The following is a 26,767-nucleotide window of genomic DNA, read 5'->3' on the forward strand; positions in this document are numbered from 1 at the left end:
GTATAATTGTAATTTTTCCGGCGAAAAGTGAAAAATTTTTAAAAAATTGTATGTATAAATTTTGATAGGCAATCAGAAGATTGACACTTTCGCGGAAGGAGTAGTATTAAATTTACGCTTTATATTAATTGAATTTTGGGGGAATTTAGATGCCCGTCGCAACCCTAACGCAGTTTGCCGCCAGTGATATCGAAGCGCTGCTCGATGCGTTCGCTTACTCAGAGCTGACCTCGGGAAACGCGACTACAGCAACGACGGAGAATACGGGTGCAACTCTTACTTTTGAGATCTTCGGTTCTGGATTTACATATGACGGAACGTCCACGTTCAACGACGGGGAAAACGTAACAAGCGGAACCATTACCCGGCTTGATATTTATAGCGGCAGCACGCTGCTTTTGAGAATCACGGACCTCTCCATCTCCGCAACAGCGCTTGCGGCGGCCTTCGAGGACGTGCAGACGAGCGATGATTTCACCGCCTATGATGCGCTGATCGACGCCTACACCATCAACTACGACGGAACGAACGTCCCATCCGGGGCGGAGGTATCCGTTCCCGGCTCCGAGGAGAATGATACCTACACGCTCGGTGCGGGTGACTATTACATCTCGCCAGGCGATGGCGCGGATACCATCACAGCCGGTACGAGTTCGTATTACGCCCAGATCAACTATTCAAACGAGTCGGGGGGCGGCATCACCGTCAACTGGGCCGCTGGCAACATCACCGATCCCTACGGTGAGACGGACACCTTCACGGGACGGATTGACAGTATTCGCGGCACCAGTTCAGCCGACTCAATCACCGGCGATAGCAGCAACAACTCAATCAGAGGCCTGGCTGGCAACGACTTCTTCGACGGTGGCGATGGCTTCGATGAGGTCCGGTACGATCGCGATGCCAATTACGGCGGAACATCGGGCGTTACGGTCAACCTGGCGACCGGAACGGCAACGGACGGGTTTGGTGATACCGATACCCTGGTCAGCGTGGAGCGCGTGCGCGGCAGCAATCTGGCCGACACAATAACCGGCAACGACGCCAACAACCGGCTGCTTGGACTGGGTGGCAACGACATCATCGACGGTGGCGCCGGCAACGATGAACTCGACGGCGGCGAAGGCAACGATACGATTGCGACGGGAAGTGGTTTCGACACTGTCATCGGCAGCATTGGAAACGACTCAATTGATACGACATCGGCAACAGACGTCTTTGTCGACTACTCGGGGCTTTCTGAGGCGATTTCCGTTCAGGTGAACACCACCACGGCGACCGTCAACAAGGGCTCCAACGGCACCGACACCATCACCAACATCGACGACATCGACTACGTGAATGGCGGCCTCGGGTTCCTCGGCACCGCTAACGGCGACAGTTTTGCGATCAATGGCCCGTCTGATCAATGGGTCGGCGTTGTGGGCGGCAGCGGCGATGACACCATCACCAACACCGGATCAGGCAATGTCCGTGCCGACTATCGATCAGACGGGGCGAGCAGCGGCAGTGGCATTACCTATACAAGCAACAACGGGACGCGGGTCAGCGGCACGGTGACGGGAGCGGGCACTGGTACCGACACTCTGTCCGGCGTGAACGAGATCCGCGGCACGGACTTTAACGACACCTTCAACGGCGGCGACGGCAACGAGCGGTTCATCCTGCGCGGCGGCAACGATACGGTTGACGGGGGTGGAGGGACGGATACCGTCCGCTTCGACAGGAGCGGCATGGGCGCCGTCGCCGTGGATCTGATTTCAGGCACGGCAACAGGAACATTCAACGGAAATGCCTTCTCCCACACGCTCGAGAACGTGGAGCAGATCAGAGGCTCGTCCAACGGCGACGAGCTTTCAGGTTCCGACGCGGACGAACGGTTCGAGGGCAAGGGGGGCAATGATAGCCTGTCCGGTCTTGGCGGCAACGACGTGCTTTTCGGGGATGATGGGAACGACATTCTTGATGGCGGTGCGGGTGCTGATGCGTTGGACGGCGGTTCGGGCAATGACTGGGCCGACTACCGGTCATCCGACGCGGCTGTGAATGTGATCCTTGCGGGCAGCGGAACGCAGTCCGGAGGTGACGCGGAAGGCGATACGCTCACCGGCATCGAGAACCTGTTCGGTTCGATATACAACGACGTCCTGTCCGGCAACGGCCTTGCCAACTACATCCGGGGCGGTCATGGCAACGACACGCTGAACAGCGGCAGTGGCGACGACCAGCTGCGCGGCGATGCCGGCAACGACGTGCTGATCGGCGGCGCCGGCGCGGATATCCTCGATGGCGGCTCGGGCAACGACTGGGCCGACTACCGCTCGTCCAACGCCGGAGTGACGGTGGCCCTGATCGGCAGCGGCGCCCAGTCGGGCGGACACGCCGAGGGCGACACGCTGACCGGCATCGAGAACCTGTTCGGTTCCTCCCACAATGACGTCCTGTCGGGCAACGGCCTTGACAACTACATCCGGGGCGGTGACGGCAACGACACGCTGAACACCGGTAGCGGCGACGATCACCTGCGCGGCGACAATGGCAACGACGTGCTGATCGGCGGCGCCGGTGCGGATATCCTCGACGGCGGCGCGGGCAACGACTGGGCCGACTATCGCGGCTCCAACGCCGGGGTGAACGTGGCCCTTGTCGGCAGCGGTGCCCAGTCGGGCGGGCACGCGGAAGGCGACACGCTGAGCGGCATCGAGAACCTGTTCGGCTCCTCCCACAACGACGTCCTGTCGGGCAACGGCCTTGACAACTACATCCGGGGCGGCGACGGCAACGACACCCTGAACAGCGGCAGCGGCGACGACACGCTGCGCGGAGACGACGGCAACGACGTGCTGATCGGCGGCGCCGGCGCGGATATCCTCAATGGCGGCGCGGGCTCCGACTGGGCCGACTATCGCGCCTCCAACGTCGGGGTGACGGTTACCCTTGTCGGCAGCGGCGCCCAGTCGGGCGGCCATGCGGAGGGCGACACGCTCACCAACATCGAGAACCTGTTCGGGTCCGCCCACAACGACGCGCTGACCGGCAACGGCCTTGCGAATTACCTGCGCGGCGGCGCCGGCAACGATGTGCTGAAGGGCGGCAACGGCACCGACACACTGCGCGGCGATGCCGGCAACGACGTTCTGCTGGGCGGGTCGGACAGCGACACGTTCTTCTTCGCCGCCTTCCACGGCTCCGACACGGTGCTGGACTTCGAGGACGGCAGCGACACGATCTTTATCGCCAGCGGCGCCAGCAGCTTCGCCGACCTCGTCATCACCGCCGACGGCGGCGACACGCTGATCGACTTCACCGGTACAACCGTCCGCCTCAACGGCATCAACACAGCCCTCATCACCGAGGACGACTTCAGCTTCACCTGAGGCCGGCCGGCGGGTCCGCGGCACAAACCTCGGACCTGCCCCCGCCGTCGCGGGCTTCAGCGGATCGTCGAGCGGCAGGCGGTCCGGCAATACATGACAGCAGGCATGCGACGGACTGGTCCATCGCATGCCTGGCTTCCCGCTTGTCACTCCCCTATCGAGATCACCTTCTGCATGCGCCTAACCGGCTCAGTTCTGCGTGAAAATCAACAATCAGGACCCATGCGCCCATTTCCGGTTCCCGATGGACATGATGGTCCACGGTTGATTGATCAGTTTGTTCCAAGCCTGGCAGCACAGGGCCAGGATCTGTTCGTAGGATTTGAAGATCCTGTTTGAGAGCCTGTTTTCGCGCATGAACTCTGATGTTCATTGTAAAGTGAATTTTGCAATAAACGGCGTTCCCCACTGTTAGCAATGGGGCCGGTTTGGATGAAGCGGCTGCGTGGGGCAGGAGACAGAGCTTTAAAACGACGGTTGAGCAGACTCTGATGCGCGGGTTGGTTACCGCATTTCCGTTTGTTCGTCCTGGGCTGCCTCGATCTGCCAGCGGGCGTCGATTTAGAGATTATCGGCCACACAATTCATACGAGGGTTCCCACCGAAGCCCTGCCTCCAGCTCTACGCAGCCGCAGAGTGTTGTCAGATTGCAGTGTTTATATTTGACGTCACCCTATTCCCGGTATCTCTCGTCGCGCTCATTCTTATCCGGTGGGTTGAACTTCGTGGCCTATTGCCCAAAGGAAGGCCGCCATTTCGCGCGCGATGGCGGTGGTGACCAGTGTCTGGCGCTTTCCTCCATTCACCATCTGTCGGTAACGCATGCAAAGGCGAAGCTGTGCTTTCCAAGCAATGTCGCGCACCGTTTTTGACAAGCCCTCCTGGCGAACCTCTAGAGCGTATCCGTTTTATGTTGGTTCATATCCGGCGGCAGCGAAGTAGTTTGCGCATTCCTGTGGTTTGAAGTGAGCGCAGAGGTCGCCAACGGAGTTCCACAAGGCGTCGACCGTACGCTCGGCCCTGGCGCGCAACAGCGCCTTGAGTTTCGAAAACGCCATTTCGATCGGGTTGAAGTCGGGACTGTAGGGCGGCAGATAGCGCAGCTCGGCGCCGGCGTTTTCAATGGCTTCCCGGACCCCGGCAGCCTTGTGAGCCGGGAGGTTGTCCATCACGACGATGTCGCCGCGTGACAGCGTTGGCACAAGGGCCTGCTCGACATAGGCCAGGAAAGCCAAACCGTTCATGGCACCGTCGAGGACCATCGGTGCCGTCATGCCGGTCAGGCGCAAGGCACCGGTGAAGGTCGTCGTTTTCCAGTGGCCGTGGGGCACTCCCGCTCGGCAACGTTCTCCCTTCACAGATCGCCCACGCAGCCGTGCCATCTTCGTATTCAGGCCGGTCTCGTCAATGAAGACGAGCCTGGCCGGATCAAGATCAAGTTGGCCGTCGAACCAGGCCTGACGCCGCATCATCAGGCCAGGGCGTTCCTGCTCCAATGCGTGTGCGGTCTTTTTTTGTATGTGAACCCGCGCGAGCGCAGCCAACTGCTCAACATGCTTCTACCGATCTTCAAGCCACGGTCTTCGGCAAGGCAGGCGACCATCTCGTCCAGCGTGATGTCCTTCTTGTCCTCGATCAGGCCAACGATGAACCCGTCGTGCGGATCAAGACGGGACGCGTTCTTGCGTCCCGGCTTGCGGGGCTCCGTCTCGCCCTGTCCAGCGCGCGCGATCCAGCGGATCGCACTGGAAGCGCTCACACCAAATCTTGCCGCAGCCTGCCGCGCGGAGGCTCCTTCCCGAGATGCTTGCAATACCCGATCCCGAAGATCGCAACTCAGTGCCCGACCCATCAAATCGCCCTCCAGTGATGGAAAGCTTGAATCAGACATCAAACGACATGTCACTTCACATTCGATTCATCGATAAACGGATGCGCTCTAGCGGTCGACTGACACGCGGCGGATATCGATAGGTCCAAGCTCCTTCAATCAAAACCCGGCGAGCTCTCGCTGCGGGTTCCGGAAATTCCCGGACAGTGTTTCCGGTAATTACGGGACACCTTTTCCGGTAAATCCCGGACAGTGATTTCAGTAATTCCGGGACAGCGATTCCGCTAATTCCCGGACAGCTCCCGGAGTGGAATTTATCGGTCGGATCTCGGCTGCGCCGTTTTGGCAATGTGGGTTCTTTTCAATGCATTGAGAGAGCCCATGCCCAGACGGAAGCAAGCGAGAAGAACGACAGTGAAAGACATTCGATCGATCCTGCGCCTGACCTTTGACCAGGGTCTTTCAGTGCGGGAAGTGTCCAAGCGGCTGAAGATCAGCAAGACAACGGTTTCCGCCTATCTGTACCGGGCCCGTGAGGCAGGGCTTTCCTGCTGGCCGCTTCCCCCGGGCCATGAAGATGACGCGACGCTGGAACGGCTTTTGTTCCGGCGTGCCGGCCGGCCGCCGCTCGATCTGAGCGAGCCGGATTGGGCCAAGGTTGCCCGGGAACTGAAGCGCAAGGGCGTGACGCTAACGCTGCTGTGGCAGGAGTACCGTACCGCCCATCCTGATGGTTATGGCTTCACCTGGTTCTGCGATCGGTTCGCGGCGTTCCGGAAGAAGACGAGCGCGACCTTCCGCAACCGCTACGAAGCGGGTGCTGTGATGCAGACCGACTATGCGGGCCAGACGGTACCGATCGTCGATCCGGCCACCGGCACGGTTCATGCCGCGCAGATCTTCGTTGCGGTCCTGGGAGCCTCTTCCTACACCTTCGCCCTTGCCAGTCTCAGCCAGAAACTGCCGGACTGGATCGACGGCCAGATGCGGGCGCTGGCCTTTTTCGGCGGCGTAACGGACAGCCTGGTTTGCGACAACCTGAAGGCCGCCGTTGCCAAGGCACTGTGGTTCGAGCCGACGCTGAATGCGACGTTTGAGGCTTTTGCCGAGCATTACGACACCACGATCCTGCCGGCACGCAGCCGCAAACCGCGGGACAAGGCCAAGGTCGAAGGCGCCGTGCTGATCGTGGAGCGCTGGATCCTCGCCCGGCTCCGGAACCGGACCTTCTTCTCGCTGGCCCAACTGAATGCCGCGATCGCCGAGCTTCTGGAGGATCTGAACAACCGGCCGATGCGTCACATCGGCAAAAGCCGCCGCGAACTGTTCGAGGAGCTGGAGAAGGCGGCCCTCAAACCCTTGCCGGATACGCCCTTCGAATATGCCGAGTGGAAGACCGCCAAGGTTCATCCCGATTACCATGTCGAGGTCGACAAGACCTTCTATTCCGTTCCGAACTCCTTCATCGGCCGGACGGTGGACGTACGGCTCACGCGCCGCGTGGTCGAGATTTTCCACGAGCACCGGCGCGTTGCTAGCCATGTGCGCCGGTCCCAGCGATCCGGCCACGTCACTGTCGCGGCTCATATGCCCAAGACCCATCAGCATTACGCCAACACAACACCGGCCAGCCTGGTCGAACGGGCCGGACGGATCGGCGTCAACACAGCCACCCTGGTGGAACGGCTGATGCGGGAGCGGCGTCATCCTCAACAGGGATACCGGGCCGCGATGGGCACCTTATCGCTGTCGCCGCGCTACGGGCGAGAGCGTCTGGAGGCCGCCTGTGAGCGGGCGCTCACCATCAACGCTCTGTCCTATTCCTCTGTCAACGCCATTCTCAAATCCGGTCTCGACGGGGCCGACCCCATGGCCGAACCGGCAAAACCCGCGCCCGCACACAAGAACATCCGCGGCAGCGCCTATTACCAGTAAAAGAAAGGAAGACGATCAATGCTGACCAATCCCACCCTCGATCAGATGCAGGCTCTCGGCCTGACCGGCATGGCAACCGCCTACCGGGACCTGACCGAACAGGACACCGCAAAAGAGCTCAGCCTGGACGAATGGCTCGGTCTGATGCTCGACCGCGAGACGGCCATGCGCGCCGACAAGCGCCTCAAAAACCGGCTGACCGCCGCCAAGCTGCGCTTTCCGGAAGCCTGCATCGAAGATGTCGACTTCGCGAGCCGCAGGGGCCTCGACCGGCGCAACACCATGGCCCTCGCGCAGGGCGAGTGGCTCAAGGCTCATGAAAATCTGATCCTCACCGGACAGACCGGCACCGGCAAGAGTTGGCTCGCCTGCGCCTTCGGCCGCCAGGCCGCACGCCTCGACCAATCCGTCCTTTATGTGCGCATGCCCAGACTGCTCGAAGATCTGGCGCTCGCCCGGCTAGATGGACGCTTTCCGCGCCTCATGGACAAGCTCGTGCGGGTGAACCTGCTGATCCTCGACGATTGGGGAACCCATTCCCTCTCAGACCAGCAGCGCTTCTATCTCTTCGAAATCGTCGAAGAACGCTATCGCCGGAAATCCACACTGATCACCGCCCAGGTGCCGGTGGCCAAATGGCACGAGCTGATCGGCGACCCAACCGTCGCCGATGCCATCCTCGACAGGATCATCCACAACGCTCACCGGATCAGCCTGGAAGGAGAAAGCATGCGCAAGCAAAAAGCGCCGCCCCACTTGACGGACAACGAAACCCCGGAAAACAATCCCGCATAACAGCAACCAGGCAACCGAGGACCGACCCCACTCCTGCTGTCCGGACTTTTGCGGAACAAGTGTCCGCGAATTACTGAAACAGATGTCCGCGACTTACCGGAATCGCTGTCCCGTTTATCCGGAAACCGCACTCTCGCATTGCCGGCCTTAGTAATGCTGCCTCTTCGGACTGCATCGCCGGTAGACCGCTCGCTGGGGACTAACCCTAGGTAACCCATCAGTTGTCGCGGCGTTTCAAAACGTCGGATATCGCCTATCTCCGCAACAAACGTGACGGCAGTCAGGAAGGCGACACCGCGTAGCGCCTGGTAGGTAGCAACGACCGGTGCCATGGACCATGACGGTGTGGTTTCCGCGATATGTTGATCCAGACGCTTAAGCCGTGTTTCTGCCTCTTCAATAGACTGGCGGTACTCCTGCAAGACGAGATACTGCGTTTGATGCGGAAAGATGAGGTTGGCAAGCCAGCGCGCGTGCACCTTGGTCCAAGGCCTCAAGCCGGGATAAATGAGGCCCTGGCGTAGCAGAAACGACTGAAGATGCTGCCGCTTCTCGCGCAAATCCTTCATGGCTGTCAATCGGCATTGAATGTTGACCCCTTATTGGAGCGCAACCAAATCCGAGATCGCCCGCGAGGCGCTCGACCGGATCGGCGCGCTCTACGACATCGAGCGCGAGATCTCGGGCCAGCCTGCCGACGTCCGCTGTGCCGCGCGCCAGGCGCGAGCCAAGCCGAAGGTCGACGACTTCAAGGTCTGGGCCGAACGGCAACTGACACGCTTGCCCGGCAAGAGCGAACTTGCCAAGGCGTTCCGCTATGGCCTCAGCCGCTGGCCGGCCTTTTGCCTGTTCCTTGAAGATGGCCGCGTGGCGATGGACAACAATGCCGCTGAACGCGCCCTGCGTCCGATTGCGACGCGTGTTTCATTATGCACTCCATATTCAAGTGTCTGTAAACATTGGAAGTGTGTCCGCGTCGAGTTTGCGACACGGGCGACCCTTTCGGGCTATCGCAGTTTTGACGGACTCCGACGCCAGGTCGTCAGCGCGAATTTGATACGGCGCGCCCGGCACGACCTGCACAGCTGGAAGAATACCGGTCTTGATAAGTCGCCGTACGGCGTGGTGTGTCACGCCTAAAGCCCTTGCGGCTTCACTCATGGTGAGCCAGTCGCCACCTTTTTCGGCAGAACGGTAGGCGTGGATGCCGCGAACCCGTCGAACCGATGAGACACGGTGCGCCGTCCACGTCTTGCCCTGGCCAGTAGGCAAACCCATACGATTAAGCGACGCGGCGATATGCTCGTCAGACCAACGGCCAGCCATGCTGCGCATCACTGCCAACGCATCGTCAGTTGTCGCGCAACCATGCTCTCCCGGTTGGGGTTTGCGAACGCGCAACTCTGAATGCTGGCCACCTCGCCAGTGGATCGTAAGGACAATGTCGCGCACCGTATCGTCGACATCGACGATGATGTCGGCGATTAAAGTCCGTAGCAGCTGCTGACGGGCACGCATTGTGACATCGGGGGCGTTCCAGGCTGCGGACAGGTTTTCCGCCATGTTGGCAAAAGCGCTTGGGTCAACCTCGATGGTCGATGAGTTTTCGGCCGGCTTGCGTGCTTCAAGATCTCGCACACGGCGTAACGCTATTTCCCAGTTTTTCTCCAACTGGGCGGCGATTAGACGATTGTCGGGATCACAGGCTGCGTAGCGGCGCTCGGCGAGATTGGCGTCGTAGCGCGCTTGCCGAAGTTCCAGATCGAGGATCTGGCGTTGATCATCTTGTCGTTCCCGGTGCATCCGCTCCGCCTCAAACGCAGCCTCGATCGCCAAGGGTTCTACCGCGCGCAGCAGTTCACGCGCAACAGCCGCATCCGCCCGGGGCCCACCGAAGGTCATGCACCTGGGCAAGCCCATCATCAGGTTGGGCTTGTCGCAGCGATAGACCGGCCGACTTTGCGGGTTCCCTGTATAGGTAACGGTCAGCCGCCGGCCACACCGGCCACATGTAAGGATGCCTGAGAGCAAAGCTCGGCCTCCGCGGCCCGATTTCACACCGTCGGCGCGACCGTAGTTGTTGAGCGCCAACTGTTTTTGGTTTCGTTCGTATTCGTCCCAGCTGATGTACCCTTCGTGATGATCCTTGATAAACACTTCCCAGGTCCCAACCGGCTTGCGGTGGCCATAGCTCCGCCGCGCGCGCCCATCGACGATGGAGGTCCGTTTCTCGCTTTTCCCGTAAACATAAACGCCTGCGTAAAACGGATTTTTGAGAACGGATATCACGTTGCGATAGCGGATCGGCAACCAGGTAAAGCTGGTCATACGACCCTCATCCGAAGGTCGAGGGAAGTGGATTTGGTCAGCCGTCATCGATAACAACACCTGGCGCGCGCTGCCCAACTCCCCGAAGCGGGCGAATATGAGCCGGATCACCTCCTGCAAGCGTAGATCAGGATCGAGCCCCAGACCCGCTTCGCGGTGCCAGATGTAACCGAATGGGACTGATAAGCGTAGTTCGCCCCGGCGCGCCTTCGACCTGGCGGCATCCAGCATCCGCGTCCTGAGCACGCCGAGCTCGAACTCGCTGATGCTGCCTTTCATACCCAAGAGCAGACGATCATTGGGTTGGCTGGGATTGTATATGCCGTCGTGGTCAAGGACACGGGCTTCAACGAGTCCGCACAACTCCAGAAGATGGTGCCAGTCACGGCCATTTCGCGCGAGCCTTGACGCATCCTGGCACAAAACAGCGCCCACTTTGCCTGCACACAGCCATGCCACCAGACGATCAAAACCGGGGCGCGCCACTGTCCCGCTCGCGGATCGCCCGAGATCGTCATCGATAACCTCAACGTCGATGAATCCGTGCTGGCGGGCAATGTTGACGAGGTCGTATTGCCGCCGCTGGCTCTCCAGGTTGGTCATGACCTGGGACTGCGTCGATTGCCGCACATAAACGACGGCTTTGCGCTTCAGGAGTTGCGTGGGGATCAATTCAACGCCGGTCATCATCGAGATCCTCCACGATGAGGCCGGCTGCCTGCATCAGAACTTGCGCAAGCGCGGTTACGACCTCCGTCCGCTCCGCCTCGTTCATCCCGTCCACCTTGCAGGGCTCGAACATCATGCTCATCTGCCTTCCCGCAGTCGGCGCGGGCGCGTTGTGCTGCTTCATCGACTTTCTCCCTTGCGATTCCATTTTCGCTCTGGGAGTGTGCGGGAGCAGCAGACGGCGTGACCAGCCTCTTGAGATCCGACAGCGCTGCAAGATCAACCTGTGGCTGGCCAATTCTCATGTCGGCGCAGACGAGGGGATCCACCATCCAGCCAGGAACGGAGACAACAATGCCAGACGGTCCTTCTATTTTGAGAAACTGACCAGTGGCCCGCTGCTCTACCTGCCGCACGATAACCTTCTGACCGAAATAGGGATGCCAACGATAATGAACTTCCCACTCTTCGCCGACATGGGCAGAATGAACGGGTGATGGGTATCGGCCGGAAAAATTGGTTATTCGCCGGCGCCGACACCGGTGCCGAGACACTCGCGCGTGCCATGACGGTCATCGAAACCGTCAAGATGAACGGGCTCGATCCACAGGCCTATCTGGCCGATGTTCTCGACCGCATCCACGATCACAAGATCAACCGTCTCGACGAATTGCTTCCCTGGAACTGGAAACCCATGGCGGTCTCCTGCGCGGAGGCAGCCTGATGGCCGCGGTCACTCATGTCACCACGCTCGCTTGTGTCGCGCAGCTGCTCGGTGAAGACCTTGAGCTCCTCGAAGCCATCGTTGAAAACGATGACAACCTGACCTACGGCAGCATCGTCAGCGTCCAAACGGGTCAGGACGACTATGTTACCGCGCTTACTGACGACGGCATCCACGAATTGAAAGACATGTTGGCCGACGCCAGAAGCTCAACCGAAAACTGGCACGGCTTCCTCGAAGACTTCGTCTCAGATCCCAACTTCATTGCCCGCGTCAAGGCTCAATCGCCGCGGGCACAATCGGCCGGTTACCTGTTACCTGAAGGTGCCAGAGAATGAATCACGGCGGATTCTTCGAGATCAATAGGGTAAATCAGACCGAGCACAACTTATGGGTAACAGCAAGCTTCACCGGAGGGGTACGCCATATGCGCCGGTCCCAGCGATCCGGCCACGTCACTGTCGCGGCTCATATGCCCAAGACCCATCAGCATTACGCCAACACAACACCGGCCAGCCTGATCGAACGGGCCGGACGGATCGGCGTCAACACAGCCACCCTGGTGGAACGGCTGATGCGGGAGCGGCGTCATCCTCAACAGGGATACCGAGCCGCCATGGGCATTTTATCGCTTACGTCAATTCGGGCAGGCGGTGACAATCGGGTGGTTACAGGAATGCGGTGCCATTCATGGCTCCGCCGAGCGTCAGGGGCGCTGTAATGCCCGATAAGCGCAAAGCTCCAACAAATGTCGTCGTCTTCCAGTGTCCGTGTGGAACCGGTGCGCGACAACGCTCTCCGCGTGCCGAGCGCCCGCGAAGCCGTGCCATTTTTGTGGAGACGCCGGTCTCGTCGATGAACACCAAACGCTCGGGGTCGAGGTCGGGCTGGGCCTTGAACCAGATCTGCCGCCGGCGCTCCACATTGCGGCGGTTTTTCGGGGCGTCCAGTTGTTAAAATCTTGCAGAGTTATATGCATGCAACGTAGGACATATACGGCTAAATTCGTGCTCTAAGCACCATAAATGCTTCCGCAGCCTTGAACCCGGACGCCGCTCCGCGGATATGCGCCAGACTTTCTATGGCCAATTCACTTCGCGGAAATGGAAAATTCTGTATTTCGTCGCCAAACAGATTGAGTATTCGGACTTTCTCGCTGAGATAGTCTGTAATTTCGATGAAGATCTCGGGCCTAAATGAGTCGTCTCTTCTTGCGCTGATGTCGGTTTCCGACAGCGTCTCATAAACAAATGCCCACCGAATCGATGGGTATCGGAACCACTTGACGCAGGCGATACCCGCATCGTGTACGGCCTGGTGGTCGCTATGCGCATCGCCGCGATGTGGCAACAAAAGCATTGCTGGAGCGACTTCTCTGACGACAGCTCCAATAGATTGGACCAATTCACTGGTTTTCACTAGGTCCAGATTTGCAGCGGGAAAGGAAAGCCGGTGCACTTTCTCAAATCCAAAAGCACCAGTCACTTCAGCTATTTCACGCTCTCGCCTGACTACCTTCTCTTCCGGCCACCCGTCATCCACTGAGATTTTAGTAACGATTAACCAATGGATCGGATGCCCTTCGGCCCGCGCGCGTAACAAAAATCCTCCCGCGCCAAGCGTCTCATCATCTGCATGCGGCGCTACAACCAGAACCGGTTCTTTGTTGCTTCCTAGCATACTCTGTTCCTACATCACGAATTTCTTGTGCATCAGTTCCGGACCTAGCGTCGCTTCTCTGATCACGCTCGCAATCCTCACTCCCGCGGTACCGTCTCCATATGGCGAGCGCTTTAGAGCCACCCTTCCCCGGAAATCCCGATCGAACATGGCTTTTCTCAACGCTTCCGTAATCTCCGCCGCTTCGTAGCCAGTGAAGATGACGTTGTCGGCGTGCTCCCGGCCCCGCTGACGCACACCAATGTTAATCGCCGGCAGACCTAGGCTTGGAGCTTCGATAATGCCAGCGGAGGAATTGCCGACCATGGCGTGCGCATGCCTCAATAGATTGACGAATGTTTTACGTGGAAGAAACTTGAAACTGCGGACCCTGTTGCACCGCTCTACAAGCGCTTCGATTTCGGATACAATCGCGAAATTTCCAGGATCGGAATTCGGCGCCATGATGGCTAAGTTTAGACCGGATGTTTCTAGGATACCGCAGATGGTCTGCATATGAATACGTGCTTCCTCGAAATCCGAGATTGTCGGATGATAAAGGACAACAACATAAGGCTTGCCATTCCAGGCCACATTGATTTCCTGCTCGAGTTGCTCTCGCGACATATGCTGCGTCGACAGCAATCGATCGAGACCTGACGCACCAACTACATGTATCCGCCAGTTCTCTTCGCCTATGCGCCTTAGACGCTGGCCACTCAATTCAGTCGTCACCATATGAAGATGCGACAACTTTGAAACAGCGTGACGGATCGGATTGTCGACATTGCCATCTTCCGCATGATCTCCGCCCCCGATATGAACCACCGGAATGTTGTGGTAGACGGCCGATAGCGCCCCAGTTATCGATTCCTCCCGATCTCCCATCACCACCAAGAAATCCGGTCTGTTCTCCGCGAAGAGATCCGCCATTCCTGCGATTTGTTTGGCCGCTCCGTGAACCCGGCTCGACAAGCTGTCTGTTTCTGGTAGAGAGGGAATACGTGCGATAATATCTCGGCCGTCCGCCTCTATTTGCTGAACAGAATGACCAAATTTTTCTACAAGATGGGCACCTGTGACGATAACGGACGTCTCCAATCCTTCCGTACGATCAACGGCATCGATCACGGGAGCCAGAATATCGTATTCTGATCTTATGCCAGTCAGAAAGAACACTCGTTTTGACAAATCAACCTCAGTATAAATCGGAATCCAAAAAAGACAGTCGCCACATACGCGAGTCGCCAAAATCGGTACCCAGACGCCTGAAGGCCCTGCCGCCGAAGTAAGTTAGCGGTGCCTTCGCGGCAAAACCCAATCTCTCGTAGACAATCCGGTGAGGATCGGCATGTAGGCACCAAGCATTGACGCGACTGATGCCAAAGCTAATACTCTTTCCAATGACTGACTGCAAGATTGAGCTCGCCGACCGGGTGTCATCCGCCTTCATCTCGACGATGTCAAATTCTGTATCCTGATAAGTCTTTCCGATTAGGTAGGCCCGAATGATATCTCCGTCCGTAAGACAATAAAGCCTGTAAGAATTTATCGGGTTCCGATCGACACGCCACTTCAGAATATCCGTGGTGCGTAAGGCGGATATGTGTGTCTGCCTGCAGGTCCGTTCAGCAAGCTCCGCAAATCTTTTGTCGATACCGTCAACTTCAACGACATTCGGGTCATCAGCGGGTAAGGACCCGGCTTCACAGCTTAGCGCAGGGACATCATCGATGTTGAACCAGCCGAGTTTCATCTGGCGCAACGCATTCACGTTCTGATTAGGAAAGCCCCAGACACCAAGATACCCCTGACTCGCGAGAACTTCGTATAGACACTCGGCCGTCCGCTCCAGGAGCCTCCGCCCGCGATAGTCGGGGTGCGTCATTGTCGTCGTGGAAAGGGCGGCCGGAACTATTTGGCCGTCAATCACCAACGGCGCCTGACTTGCCGCATAGTGACCGGCAAGCTTGTCCCCGTCCCATGCCAACGCGACCAAAGGCCCTCCAGAAGGATGGTTCAGGAACCGCCATCTCCAATATTCGATCGACATGGGTCGCGAGAAAACTGTCTCGAACAGTTCGATAATGGCGGTTTCGTCGCCAGGTTTCCACAACCGTATTTCCATATCTAATCTTCGCTTAAGCCTTTTTTGCCACTATTCTGGAATTAGCAGCAACATCTTCGGTCACCGACACTCCTATGCCGATGAACACGCTATCCCCCAGAGTTTTGTTCGGAGCAACGTTTGCCCCGGCTCCCACAAAACTCAAGCGCCCAACTCCAACGGCGCCGCAAATCGTTGCGCCGGGCGCGATAAATGCCCCGTCCTCAATACGGCAGTCGTGATCAACCGTCGCTCCGGTGTTGACAACGCAGGCACGACCGATAAACGTGCCAGGCTGTACCACGGCGCCGGCCATGATGACCGATCCGCAACCAACCTGCACATCCTTCGAGACGTATGCATGCGGATGGATTAGGGTCGCGATCTGGCCCCCTGCCTGTTCCAAGCGCAAAAGTTCACCCCACCGAATCTTGTTATCGCCGATTGCAACTACAAATTCGCAACCAGGAAACAGATTCCAAACGTCATCCAGATCATTGCCGATCATCTTGCTTCGCCCAACGGGCGTTCCAATCGCAGCGCCGGGTGAGACATGGCCCAGAACAGGGCGATTTTGGGCGCTGGCAAGATCTGCAATTACTTTTGCATGGCCACCGGCCCCAAGAAGAATAAGAGGCAACGCCCCCGTCATCTGAGATGCTCCGGTTTGACGAGATTGTACGCCGGGATTGCGGAGGATAGAACACGGCCGATCAAAACATCCTCAAACTGAGGACTGAAGCCATCGCCGGGGCGCATAAGGATGAGGTCGTCCCGTGTGAGCCGGTGTCCAGCAGGCAAGTCACGTTTGGTCGCAAGGCTTCGCCGGGCAAGTTTGCGAGCGGATTCCTCACATGGTTGCGGCCTTTTGAAGATTGTACCGCGCGCTTTTTCCACCTCTCTGATTGCGGCGACCATTGCTGTAAACTCCGCCTCCTCGATGGAGGCGCTATGGTCCGGTCCCGGCAAGTTGCGGTCCAAGGTGATGTGTTTTTCGATAATGCATGCACCAAGTGCTACTGCTGCCGTAGGGATGGCAATACCGGAGGAATGATCCGAATATCCGATCGGAGCGCCGGTAACGCGCGCCATAGTTTCCATCGCCAGAAGATTGAGCTGATCGACCGGTGCTGGATAACAGCTTGTGCAGTGAAGCGCGGCGATAGGCCCGCTCCCTGCTGCTTTCAGCGTTTCAATGCCGTATACCACATCCGCCATATTGCACATGCCGGTAGAGAGGACGACCGGCCGGCCTTTCGCGCCCATATGACGAAGATATTGGCCTGAAACACAGTCGGGCGAAGGCACCTTGAAAGCTTGAACCCCGAGCTCATCCAGAAAATCAATGCTCTCTAGATCAAAGGGGGAGGACATGAAAACAATGTCGATTTCATTGCAGTGCGCCATAAGGCGTCGATGAGCTACTAAACTCAGCTCCAGCTCACGCAAAAGATCGTGCTGATTGCCTTTGCCGGTGTTTGTTTTTTGATAAGCAGCGGTTGCTGTGTTGATTTCGACCAACCGGTCAGCGTTGAAGCTCTGGAATTTGACCGCATCGGCCCCCGTCCGCTTCGCAGCGTCAATCAGAGCCTGCGCCATCTGTTCGTCACCGTTATGATTGACGCCAATTTCGGCAATCACAAAGCAAGGGAAGCCCTCGCCAATCTTGTGGTGTCCAATCTGCATGCTGCTCATGACTTCGATCCTTGCCCAAAATACGGCTTAAAGGGAGCCGTAACAAACGGCGTTGCTGGGAAGTCGGCCTCGGACCGGATCAAGTTTGCACCTCCCGCGATTGCACCATTTACAACATCGGAAAGACGCGAGAAATATTCTTGATCCAACAGATATTCGTGAGACTGACGAAAATTGGCGGCGCTGGACAAAGACGAAGCTCCGTGTTCAATAACATCTAGAACTGCAGAAGAAATTTCACTTTCCGAGACGCAGAACGGAACGTTCAAAATACTATGATATGGAACCGGATAATCTTCGTTCGTAAATCCAATGATCGCAACAGGTCGTTCGAGTATTGCCGCCTCGATTGCAGTCACACTGTAAAATACGAGAACCATGCTGCTGGCATACAACAGATTACGAAAATCCGCTCCCTCAAGAACCTCGACAAAATGCTGGCAATCTTCTTCCCGGATAACGGATCGGTAGAGATCTACCCGATTGCTCCCCTCCTCCGGATGAGGTTTTATGATGAGTCTAAGTGGTCTCTGAATGCTACGAAGTGCTTTTACAGTTCTACGCACCGCGTCGGCCGCCTTTTGCGAGGGTAGCGGCTGGGTCGGCAGAAACACCAAGGGTTCATCATCATTGTGAAGCTCAAGCTTGTTCCGCGCCTCTCTTCTGAATTGGATCGGATCGTAATTCAAGGGCCGTATGAACCTTGGTGAGCCGATCGGGTATGCGTTGTTTTGAGAAATGCCGAAATACCGTTCATACTCTTCCGAAAAATACTTACTGAACAAAGCTACCTTGTCTGTAAAAATAGACGCATACCGACAATAAGAGGCATTCAGGCAATGAGATTCAACTGCAATAGTCGGAATCTGATGATAGCGAGCCGGGATCGCCTGTTGAGCATTCGTCGCAGTGCGCGCAGAGCAGATGAGCATTGTCTTATAGTCGTGCTCGCGGATAGCTGAGGCGCCTGCTCGCATCCGGCCAATAGCCGCTAAAAGAGTCCTTGGGATGCCAGTATCAGCTTGACTAAGCAGTGCTGAGCATACCGCTGGATCTTGTGAATTCCTTTCAATAAGATATCGAATACTGTACTGAATATTCCCCCCACAAAGATCTAGAAAATCACGAAAAATACTAGGCGGAATCTTAGCGACTGGTGCAGCGACGTTAATTACTCCCGGGATCCCATACTCCAAATCACCTGCATTTTGCTTTTCTTGCGAACATCGCAGCAAAGCAGCTTCCAAGGACTTCGATGAGACTTCTCCCCACATAATATCGACATTGAAGGATTTGCACAGCTCGATTGCCATTTTGGCCGCATCGTTCAAATACGCTCTGTCCAGACTAGAAGCCAAAACAATCATAGGCCTATCTGAAAAGTACTTACCACCCTTCCTGCGGGGATAAGATACAGACTCCAAATACCTCTTTAATTCGCTTGAGTATTTTGTCGGGCGATGCGCGCTAACGCCTGCTGATATCAACTCATTAAAATCGGAGATATACTTATGCGCAGAACGCAGCCTCGTTATATGACCTTCCCTTACCTTTCTACTATCTGACCAACAGCACCCGCGCACTCTTGAATCCGCAAAAATACCCGGTAAAGATGATACTACTCTATACAGCTCCGCATTTCTTCCAAACTCTATAATAATATCGTCAAATTCGGCATCTTTTATTGCCGATAGAACAGCGTTATTTCTCAGCGATTTGAAGAAAATCGTATCTGCCAACTCCAGCGACATCAGTTTTGCGAGGAGGGAATTATGCCGTCCGAATCCAGCCAATTCTTCAAGACAGCGAATATTTGCGTCCACAATGAATTTTGCACATTCTGCTGTTCTCTTATGAATCTCGTAGTAGCGATCGTCAAATCGATCCGCGCGGGTTCTCGCATGTTCTATATTGATCTTGATGTTTGGAACAGCATGTCGAATTTCTTTCAAATCGATTTTACCGTATAGGTCGCCATACAAAACCATTGTGACCTCTTCGGCGCCACGCACGAGCCGCCGAACAACTGAGGGGGGCAGTCTCTCGGACATAACCAACAGTCGGTGTCTGCATTCGCGCTGGCGAAGATCGTCAAACGTCAGTTGGCCTAGATTTTCCAGTTCCGGTGCAGAAAGTTCTCTTGGCATAATTGCCGAGAAGGAGCGGAGAAGGCCGCCGCGCCCGATGCGGCCCGTTCTTACGATTTCCTCGAACAATTCCCGCGCAAAGTCATATTGCCCCTTGTCAAGAAGAGCTTCTACCGCAATTACCCCAACTTCCGGCCGCTTATTTATCGAGGCCAGAATATCTGGAACTATTTTCTTGTATAGCTCCGGCTCTATCCAACCATCATCTAGTGATAGAAATTCCAAGAGCTCAAAGGCATCCGGACGGACAATGAGCATTTGCGTGCTCCAATTCCGATCTCCATCTTGACCTAGACGGCCAACGACTCGGGACCTTAACCACTTACGGCGCGCGGGCGTTCTCCGTAGGAGATGAGATTTTTGAAAATACCAAATCGCAACCCGATACCCGAACACTGAGTTCAATATAAATAATACTATTTTTGCCTGCTGCCTTTCGACTTTAGACAAAAAATCCAGAATCATCTTTACCATTTTCTTTCGCGATACAAACATCGATATGCCCTGAAATAACAAATGAAACTATGACATCAAATATTCTACAATCTTCCAGTCCAATTCCGTGTCAATATCAACACTGCGCTCTTCGGGCATTACATATAGTCTAGTGCGCGATGTAAGAGCCCTAGGCCCCTCAAAGAAGGATGATCGACTCCAAGCATAGACCGATCCGTTGATATCGAAACACTTTGGAGCATCTTGCCGACGGACAACGGGAGTGTCATGCGACTTCGACAAGCGGGCAAAACCATCCTCCTGCAGTTCGACTAGGTTAAAATAGGGAGATTTCCTGCTCGGAGACACGCTGATGACGTTGTCACAATCAGTCTCCAGCATTTTCATAACGCTCTCAATGTCTGAAAGGTGCCGCAGGGGTGAGGTTGCATCCAAATCAACCATTGCATCAAATCTCATTCCCGTTTCTAGTTCCGCAGTTTCCACGCAGTGCAGTATTGCTGGCGGTTTCGCAGCTGTGTCGCTCGCCATCCAGTCAGGTCGCTGCACCACAACGTCCACCCCCCAGTCCCTAGCGCATTGAAGAATATCGGCATCATCGGAGCTTACGGCAATCACATCGAATAGGTTGGTTTCTCTTGCCTGGTCCAGAGAATGTACAAGTAGCGGTTTGCCGGACATCAAACGCAAATTTTTACCCGGCACCCCTTTGGACCCGCCACGAGCACAAACGCTGCAAATTACACGCTTAAACGCCGACATTTCAGTAAAACTTCCTTTTAATCCAGACTCCGTCTGGCCTATAATTCGTATCCAAGATCCTGAATTTTCGACTTAAGCCGTTCGGTGATCATTTCGGAAAAATCGGTGTCTCCTGCTTGACGCCACCTGTAAAGCGCCTTTCCGGACAGTTCACCTTTTTCAACGTCGCCGTAGGAGCTGTTATTCGTCGCGGGCTTCAGATTGGGTTGCAATGGAAGGCCCAGATAGTCTGACATTTGGGAAATAGTTTTTTCGTGCTCTAGGATAAAATCCTCATAGCGAATTTTTAGTGCCGAAGTGGTCGCGGTGAATTCGTCGAAGCTCCGAAGCCAAAGCCCAATCACTTCTTCAACATCGTTTTTTACCTTGAAAGCCTGGTCTTTTTGGGCCTTTTCAACAAACGAAAACAACGTGGCTCTCGGATCTCTAATAATGATAATGCTCTTTTTTCCGGTAGCCGCGCGAGCATTAGCGAACTCTTCGCCTCGCGTTTCTTTGTTGCCCATAACTGCGACACCAAGTTTCTCGACTGGATCGAGGACATGTGCCAACATTTCCTCGTAAAACTCCAGCTGCGTGGAAAATGGTGGAAGATCAACGATATCCCCATCCCGGATATGAGGAGATTTGTCCATCGTTCTGACCCGGGAAATGTAGCGTTTGAAAGGTTCTATTCGCTTCAGAGCCGTTCGTTTCGCGTCTTCGCTGCCCCGGCCAAACCAAAGTGTAACGTTGAGGAAGGATCGGAACAATTTCATTCGATCAATGAGATTGAGCGGCGCTTCGAAGTCACTCCAACGATCGTTCATCACTTCCTTGGATGCCGTTACAATCCGGAACTGATCGACTAGAATCCGGCACCCCTTGTTTTGTCCGAGATAGCTGGATATCAGAGACGTTCCGCTACGCATTTGCCCAGTGATGTAGACAGATTTCATAGTGTAATTCCTTCGGTATTGCGTTTGTCGGAACTAGTCGACTTGAGAAACAATAGACGCGCTGCTTGGGATGTTGACGAGACTGGCCGATATGTCCCGGGCTACCGTCAAATCCGACGCCGGACAATGACGGAATAGCTCGAGCTCGGACATCAAGGTCCAGCACGGCCGGGTCATAAGTCCCTTGGCATTCATGTATTGAAGAAACTCGTCCCGCTCGCGCGGTTCGTCGAGGATAACAGCGTTAAGCCAATAGTTGCTCTCGCAATTCTCCGGCTCCCGGAAAAACTTTAGACCTTCGACGGATTGCAGGCGCTCGGCATACCGCATGGCGAGTTGCCGCTTGCTCGCAAGGAACCTCGGGAGCTGCTCAAGTTGCGCGCAGCCAAGGGCAGCGTTGATGTTGGGCAAACGGTAGTTGTAGCCAATCTCATCATGCACAAATGCCCAGGCATGAGGCACCTTGGCTGTCGTGGTAATGTGCTTGGCACGCTTCGCAATCTGGGCATCATTCGTCAGAACCGCACCGCCGCCGCCAGTTGTAATAATCTTGTTTCCGTTGAAACTCACGGCTCCGACCAGCCCCCAGCCGCCAAGCGGATTATCCAAATAGAGCGAACCGAGCGATTCCGCCGCATCTTCAACAATCGGAATGTCCCACTTGCGGCATACTGCGACTAGCTCCTGCATCTTGACCGGATGCCCGAAGGTATGCATCGGCGCGACGGCCGCGAGCCGTCGGCCGGTCTGACGGTTGTAGAGGCCATCTTCCCGACAGTCTCCGATTTCAGACAGCCACTCGTCCAGCTTGCCGCTGTCAAGCCCAAGTGTGTCCCACTCGCTGTCGACGAAATGCGGCACTGCCCTGCAATAATGAACGGCATTGGCCGTTGCAATGAAGGTCAGTGTCGGAACGATGACCTCGTCGTTCGGGCGAACGCCCGCGATCAAAAGCGCAATATGCAGCGCCGCGGTTCCGTTCATCGTTGCTACGGCGTACTGGACGCCGCAGATTTCCGCGAGCATCTGCTCAAAGAGGTCTACATAACTGCCGACCGAGGAAACCCAGCCCGTATCCAGGCATTCCTTTACATAGCTCCATTCTTTTCCGCCGAAATGCGGTGCGTGGAGCGGTACGAATCTATCGCCACCCGCCACATCCCTTAGAGCCTGATAAGCCTGTTCCAGATCAAGTTGGAGCACTTCCATCAGATTGTGTACCTGTCCGTCTTGTATCGTGCCAGATTGGCAGGGTCGCTGAACCATTCGACCGTCTTTTCGATACCTTTAACGAAGCCGTCTCGTCCGCCATGACTTGGCGTCCAGTTCAACAGGCGCTGCGCCTTGTCGGTCGATGCCCATAAACGTTCGACCTCGCTGAGGTCGGGGCGCAGGCGTTCATTTTCGGAGACGAGTTCGATTTCGGCGCCCATCGCATCGGCAATTATCTCGGCCGTCTCGCGGATCGAAACTTCGAAACCAGATCCAAAATTGACTACCTCGCCAAGAACATTCTCACCCTCGCCCATGGACACGAACCCATTGGCCGTATCCGTGACAAAACTGAAGTCTCGTGTTGGTGTCAAGTTGCCAAGCTGGATGGTCCGGTTCCCCTTCGCAATCTGGGTGATGATGGTAGGTATGACCGCACGGGTCGATTGCCGAGGACCGTAGGTGTTGAACGGCCGGATCACGGTGACGGGAGTTCCGAATGAGCGCCAGAACGATAGCGCTATCTGATCTGCGCCAATTTTGGAGGCTGAATATGGCGACTGGCCGACCAGCGGGTGTTCCTCAGTGATCGGAACGAACTGGGCTGTGCCATAAACTTCGCTCGTAGAGGTATGCACAACACGCTCGACACCGAACCGACGAGCGGCCTGCAACACGTTGAGCGTGCCCTTGATATTCACGTCAACGTAGGTATCGGGCGAGTGGTAGGAATAGGGAATGGCGATGAGCGATGCCAAGTGGAGCACGACATCAGCACCGTTTACCGCGTCGGCGACACCGTTAGGGTCGCGAATATCGCCGGAAAAGACTTCAAACTGACGATGGACATCTGGAGTAACGTGATCCAGCCAGCCCCACGTGTCAAAGCTGTTGTACAGCGAGAATGCCTTGACCTCGGCCCCCATGCGCACCAGAGCCTCCACCAGATGAGATCCGATGAAACCGTCCGCCCCGGTCACGAGCACTTTCTTCTTGGATAAACTCATTCCAAGGTTCCTTTAGATTTTTTTAGATTGTGTAGTGACCGCCATCCCGCATCACGGAATAGATGGGGCAGATTGCAGCGAATTTCTGAACAGAAAGCAGCCGCGCATCGTCTGGAGCGTTCAGGAAAGCGTGTGTTTGATTGTACAATCCAGGTTTGAACTTCTTATCCAGAGAATCGTCGATTTTAACCTGGGTGACAGCAAAACTGTCGTGGGTCTGAACGAACAGTTGCTCTATGGGCTGCATGATCAAGCGCCGGTTCCTCGTCATGACTTCAACCCCCCAACGCCCGGGCGCAAGCCAGTTTGCATGCCAGGACATTGCTGCGCCAGAAACGGTTTCACCATGTCCGGTGAATATGCCGCCTCGCGAGTGCCAGGAAAGGCCATTCATTGACTGGGCCTGCAAAAACTTTGGCACGCCGCCAAGGAAAAGCGCCAGGTCGATCACATGCGAAGAGTTTCCATAGAACCAGCCATCAAGTTCCAAGGGGTTCTTGTCGAGCGCCTCAATTCTTCGGGATGATTCTGTAAAATCGAACTTCACCGAAAGCGGGCCACCGTCCTCATCTATAAACTGGGCCGCGCACTCGGTGGATGCAAAAAAACGGCGATTATATGCGACGTAAACTTCAGCCTGCGCCGCTCCCGCCAAGGCAGCGATCTCTACGACGCCCTCAATATCGAAACCCAGAGGCTTTTCAACCAGCAACCGCTTAGTTCCAGCCGTCAAGAGCTGACGCGTCACCTGTGCCAGGTTGGCAGCGCTGGCCGCCACTATGGCCGTATGTGGCGCGGCTCCCATCGCGGCAAGCTGTACCTCGAACGGTCCCGTGCCGGGCCGCTTATTGAACTCCTGCTCGAATTGCGTGGCGGATGCCTCCCCTCTGCCGGCTATATGATAGGGCCGGGACATGGCTTCCAACACTGCGGCGTAAGCCCTCGCCATAGGGCCTGCTCCGACAAGAAGAACGGAATCATTGTCTAAGAAATTGGACATGGATCATCATTTTCGTTCGAAAGGCCCAATTTCGGGCGAAGAGCATTCAACAAAAGCATGTGTTGATGCGCGGATGCAGCGTAGGATGTCAAGCGTGAGCGGCCATCAATCAGTTCGGAATAGAGGTAAGGCATCTGACTCACATGACGCGTTTCAAACGCTGTACTTGAAATCTGCTTACCGCCTCTCAGCTGGATCACATTGCCTGCGGCCTCGTTGACGACCCACTGCTCACCGCCAACATCGAATGTGATCGTTGGCAACATCAACGGTCCTTTGGCGCACTCGATCACGACCTCGCCACCACCCTCTAGCCGACCATCCAGTATGCCCGTCAGTTCCAGCAGGCCGGCCCTCTTTGCCGGCATCACTTCCGGATCCACCCTTTCGCCGACCAGCGAAACGAACTTCTGACCCGTAACAAACTCGATGATGTCGACAAAATGAATCGCATTGGAACACAGGTTCCAGCCGGCTCCATTCAGATGTACCGAAACCCGATTCCGGGACCCCACATCTTCTTTCAGTTTCGTGTAGCTATCGAAGCCTCGGCGCCCGCAGTTCACGAAAGCGACGGTCCCGGAAGCTGCCAAGCATTGATCAAACAGGAAATAATCCCGTGTTTGAGTGAAAAGAAATTTTTCAATTAGCAGTGTTGGTATCCGGCGTTCTTGGAGAAGATCTTCGAGGAGTTGACGGCGTCCGTTTGCGGCGGTTGCGACAACTGCTAGGTCATACTCTCCATCAAGCTTCGAAACATCATCAAACAAACGAATACACAGATGTCCGGGAGCGGTGATAGTCTCCCGTGTTGGCGCATAAGGTTCGATGATGTCGACCTCGATGTTTTGCTCAAGGGCCGCCAATGCTTCAAGATGCCGCTTGCCGATGTTGCCACAACCGACGAGCGCGACTTTAGGATCTGACAGGGTCCGCCTCCACTATTCGTTGATATAGGCAATGTTCAGCTTGCCAATTGTGTCTGCCGGGTCGCAATCCCTTAGACACACCGTTAGAATAAAGAGTTTTATTGGAAGTATTCAAATCAAGATCAAAACCTGATACCTCGTCATTATGTAATTTTCTTGACACTAGGAAGTGCAGCCAGGAAATCCCTATAAGCCCTACGCTGGGCGAAGCATTCAGTTCTTGAAAAAGCATATGGTAAAGCGGCGTTGGCACCACCTCGATGCTCACTCCCAGCGAAAGCAATCTTGAAAAATGTTGAAAACCGTTCGAAAAGCGATGATGGCAATCGCATCCCGAGACAACAACGTGTTTCAGATTATCTATCTTTCGCAGCGGCACATAAGCGGTATCGTGGCTCCGTATCCAAACATCTGTCCGCCTGCCTATGCTCGCAGGCGTTGTTTGCGGGTCAGGAAAATTATTGAACCTGATTATCAGCCTCTTTTTCTCGGCGAAATTACCACTCGGAGCCCCTACGGACGGGCCATTCGCGATGGCAATGAAACTTTCGCCGCTCGTCTGCACAAGCGTTTGAAATGTCCCTCTCGCCGTGTCCAGTTTGTTACGTACTTTTAGCAATAACTTGGCATGCCCCTTGTCGACAAGCCCTAGACTAGAACACAGTACGCCTAGTTCAAGATATCCAATCTGAAGTAGCAACCTTGGCTGTGTCTTGCTGATAATATGCAGAAGGTTGGCGGCCTCATCGATTTTTCCCCCAGCATTCAAAAGCGCCGCGGCGCGGAGTTTATCGTGTGACGAGGACTTGTCTGATCCTGCGAGGAATCTGGCCATAGTCAAAGTTTCTTCATTTGGACCGACACGTTCCCAAAGGTAGTTCATAAATGCGCGGGATACTGCCACCCGCTTTCGCTCCGGCAAGTCGCGGTCCAATACCGAGCGCCCGCATTGGACAGTATTGTTGAATGGAATAAGGCCAAGCCTGGCGAACTCTATGACATGCAGCGTGGTTCGGACGTCTAATGACGCGTAATTTTGCAGGAGCAATAGACGATCGGTTATACTCTGATAATCATCCCCGGACCCAATCAGGGATTTGAACACCGCACCAGGCCAGACAGCACTATCTGCTATCAGTTTTTTCAAATTCCATAGTTGCAACCAAGACATGACGTAAAATCGTTATCGTTGAAAA

20 protein-coding genes and 7 pseudogenes are annotated in these 26,767 nt (G+C 55.6%); 7 read left to right on the plus strand and 20 right to left on the minus strand.

What is annotated here, in order from left to right:
* The first annotated feature begins 149 nt into the window (after positions 1–149).
* Positions 150–3,377 (plus strand): beta strand repeat-containing protein, encoded by a 3,228-nt coding sequence (locus tag ACX3M4_RS12590; RefSeq protein ID WP_459358914.1) that lies wholly within the window; start codon positions 150–152, stop codon positions 3,375–3,377.
* Positions 3,378–3,590: 213 nt separating this feature from the next.
* Here ACX3M4_RS12590 and ACX3M4_RS12595 read toward each other — a convergent pair.
* The 3 genes and pseudogenes from ACX3M4_RS12595 to ACX3M4_RS12605 form a co-directional block, all read right to left on the minus strand.
* Positions 3,591–3,740 (minus strand): annotated as a pseudogene (locus tag ACX3M4_RS12595) (IS630 family transposase); the annotation flags it as partial.
* A gap of 341 nt (positions 3,741–4,081) precedes the next feature.
* Positions 4,082–4,267, minus strand: a pseudogene (locus tag ACX3M4_RS12600) (IS110 family transposase); the annotation flags it as partial.
* Positions 4,268–4,285: 18 nt separating this feature from the next.
* A protein-coding gene (locus ACX3M4_RS12605; protein ID WP_459358915.1) for an IS630 family transposase occupies positions 4,286–5,229 on the minus strand; the annotation gives its coding sequence in 2 pieces (ribosomal slippage) (positions 4,286–4,893 and positions 4,893–5,229; 945 coding nt in all).
* A gap of 360 nt (positions 5,230–5,589) precedes the next feature.
* Between ACX3M4_RS12605 and istA the strand changes: the two genes are divergently transcribed.
* Together istA and istB are read left to right on the plus strand one after the other, a co-directional pair.
* A complete protein-coding gene (gene istA / locus ACX3M4_RS12610) occupies positions 5,590–7,143 on the plus strand; it encodes an IS21 family transposase (protein ID WP_459358916.1) in 1,554 nt (517 codons plus the stop codon).
* An 18-nt stretch (positions 7,144–7,161) separates the two neighbouring features.
* The gene (gene istB, locus ACX3M4_RS12615) at positions 7,162–7,938 is read left to right on the plus strand and encodes an IS21-like element helper ATPase IstB (protein WP_459358917.1); all 777 of its coding nucleotides are present in this window, start codon (positions 7,162–7,164) and stop codon (positions 7,936–7,938) included.
* Between the two features lie 125 nt (positions 7,939–8,063).
* Here the strand turns inward: istB and ACX3M4_RS12620 are convergent.
* A pseudogene (locus ACX3M4_RS12620) lies at positions 8,064–8,519 on the minus strand (transposase); the annotation flags it as partial.
* Between the two features lie 22 nt (positions 8,520–8,541).
* On the opposite strand from ACX3M4_RS12620, the pseudogene ACX3M4_RS12625 reads away from it, so the two are divergent.
* Positions 8,542–8,850, plus strand: a pseudogene (locus ACX3M4_RS12625) (IS66 family transposase); the annotation flags it as partial.
* 30 nt (positions 8,851–8,880) lie between these two features.
* On the opposite strand, the gene ACX3M4_RS12630 reads toward ACX3M4_RS12625, so the two are convergent.
* Together ACX3M4_RS12630 and ACX3M4_RS12635 are read right to left on the minus strand one after the other, a co-directional pair.
* Positions 8,881–10,953 (minus strand): recombinase family protein, encoded by a 2,073-nt coding sequence (locus ACX3M4_RS12630; RefSeq protein ID WP_459359421.1) that lies wholly within the window; start codon positions 10,951–10,953, stop codon positions 8,881–8,883.
* Complete coding sequence (locus ACX3M4_RS12635) at positions 10,940–11,119, minus strand: hypothetical protein (protein ID WP_459356458.1); 180 nt, start codon at positions 11,117–11,119, stop codon at positions 10,940–10,942. The genes ACX3M4_RS12630 and ACX3M4_RS12635 overlap by 14 nt, the downstream gene beginning before the upstream one ends.
* Positions 11,120–11,425: 306 nt before the next feature.
* Between ACX3M4_RS12635 and ACX3M4_RS12640 the strand changes: the two are divergent.
* From ACX3M4_RS12640 to ACX3M4_RS12650, 3 genes and pseudogenes are all read left to right on the plus strand, one after another.
* Positions 11,426–11,659 (plus strand): annotated as a pseudogene (locus ACX3M4_RS12640) (transposase domain-containing protein); the annotation flags it as partial.
* Positions 11,659–11,997, plus strand: coding sequence for a hypothetical protein (locus ACX3M4_RS12645; protein WP_459358918.1), 339 nt, complete (start codon positions 11,659–11,661; stop codon positions 11,995–11,997). The pseudogene ACX3M4_RS12640 and the gene ACX3M4_RS12645, both read left to right, overlap by 1 nt.
* Before the next feature lie 86 nt (positions 11,998–12,083).
* A pseudogene (locus ACX3M4_RS12650) lies at positions 12,084–12,293 on the plus strand (IS21 family transposase); the annotation flags it as partial.
* A 37-nt stretch (positions 12,294–12,330) separates the two neighbouring features.
* Here the strand turns inward: ACX3M4_RS12650 and ACX3M4_RS12655 are convergent.
* The 14 genes and pseudogenes from ACX3M4_RS12655 to ACX3M4_RS12720 all read right to left on the minus strand — a co-directional run.
* Positions 12,331–12,570 (minus strand): annotated as a pseudogene (locus ACX3M4_RS12655) (transposase); the annotation flags it as partial.
* Between the two features lie 88 nt (positions 12,571–12,658).
* Complete coding sequence (locus ACX3M4_RS12660; RefSeq protein ID WP_459358919.1) at positions 12,659–13,339, minus strand: PIG-L deacetylase family protein; 681 nt, start codon at positions 13,337–13,339, stop codon at positions 12,659–12,661.
* A gap of 9 nt (positions 13,340–13,348) precedes the next feature.
* Positions 13,349–14,497 (minus strand): UDP-N-acetylglucosamine 2-epimerase, encoded by a 1,149-nt coding sequence (gene neuC, locus ACX3M4_RS12665; RefSeq protein ID WP_459359422.1) that lies wholly within the window; start codon positions 14,495–14,497, stop codon positions 13,349–13,351.
* A gap of 19 nt (positions 14,498–14,516) precedes the next feature.
* Positions 14,517–15,446, minus strand: a complete 930-nt coding sequence (locus ACX3M4_RS12670; protein ID WP_459358920.1) for a GNAT family N-acetyltransferase — start codon at positions 15,444–15,446, stop codon at positions 14,517–14,519.
* A gap of 13 nt (positions 15,447–15,459) precedes the next feature.
* Positions 15,460–16,077 carry a NeuD/PglB/VioB family sugar acetyltransferase gene (locus ACX3M4_RS12675; protein ID WP_459358921.1) on the minus strand — a complete coding sequence of 206 codons (618 nt, stop codon included), beginning with the start codon at positions 16,075–16,077 and terminating at the stop codon, positions 15,460–15,462.
* A complete protein-coding gene (locus tag ACX3M4_RS12680; protein WP_459358922.1) occupies positions 16,074–17,120 on the minus strand; it encodes an N-acetylneuraminate synthase family protein in 1,047 nt (348 codons plus the stop codon). The genes ACX3M4_RS12675 and ACX3M4_RS12680 overlap by 4 nt, the downstream gene beginning before the upstream one ends.
* Positions 17,117–19,525, minus strand: coding sequence for a hypothetical protein (locus ACX3M4_RS12685; RefSeq protein ID WP_459358923.1), 2,409 nt, complete (start codon positions 19,523–19,525; stop codon positions 17,117–17,119). The genes ACX3M4_RS12680 and ACX3M4_RS12685 overlap by 4 nt, the downstream gene beginning before the upstream one ends.
* Positions 19,526–19,789: 264 nt before the next feature.
* Positions 19,790–20,485: an acylneuraminate cytidylyltransferase family protein gene (locus ACX3M4_RS12690; RefSeq protein WP_459358924.1), complete on the minus strand. Its 696-nt coding sequence runs from the start codon at positions 20,483–20,485 to the stop codon at positions 19,790–19,792.
* A 38-nt stretch (positions 20,486–20,523) separates the two neighbouring features.
* Positions 20,524–21,423, minus strand: a complete 900-nt coding sequence (locus ACX3M4_RS12695; RefSeq protein WP_459358925.1) for a hypothetical protein — start codon at positions 21,421–21,423, stop codon at positions 20,524–20,526.
* A gap of 33 nt (positions 21,424–21,456) precedes the next feature.
* Entirely contained in the window at positions 21,457–22,632 is a 1,176-nt protein-coding gene (locus ACX3M4_RS12700; protein WP_459358926.1) for a LegC family aminotransferase, read from the minus strand.
* On the minus strand, positions 22,632–23,642 hold the full coding sequence (locus ACX3M4_RS12705) for an NAD-dependent 4,6-dehydratase LegB (RefSeq protein ID WP_459358927.1): 1,011 nt from the start codon (positions 23,640–23,642) through the stop codon (positions 22,632–22,634). Before ACX3M4_RS12705 ends, ACX3M4_RS12700 begins: the two co-directional genes overlap by 1 nt.
* Positions 23,643–23,664: 22 nt before the next feature.
* On the minus strand, positions 23,665–24,642 hold the full coding sequence (locus tag ACX3M4_RS12710; RefSeq protein ID WP_459358928.1) for a Gfo/Idh/MocA family oxidoreductase: 978 nt from the start codon (positions 24,640–24,642) through the stop codon (positions 23,665–23,667).
* A complete protein-coding gene (locus ACX3M4_RS12715) occupies positions 24,627–25,571 on the minus strand; it encodes a Gfo/Idh/MocA family oxidoreductase (RefSeq protein ID WP_459359423.1) in 945 nt (314 codons plus the stop codon). The genes ACX3M4_RS12710 and ACX3M4_RS12715 overlap by 16 nt, the downstream gene beginning before the upstream one ends.
* A complete protein-coding gene (locus tag ACX3M4_RS12720; RefSeq protein WP_459358929.1) occupies positions 25,558–26,742 on the minus strand; it encodes a hypothetical protein in 1,185 nt (394 codons plus the stop codon). The genes ACX3M4_RS12715 and ACX3M4_RS12720 overlap by 14 nt, the downstream gene beginning before the upstream one ends.
* Positions 26,743–26,767: the final 25 nt, after the last annotated feature.

The organism is Roseibium sp. M-1 (genome assembly GCF_054515675.1).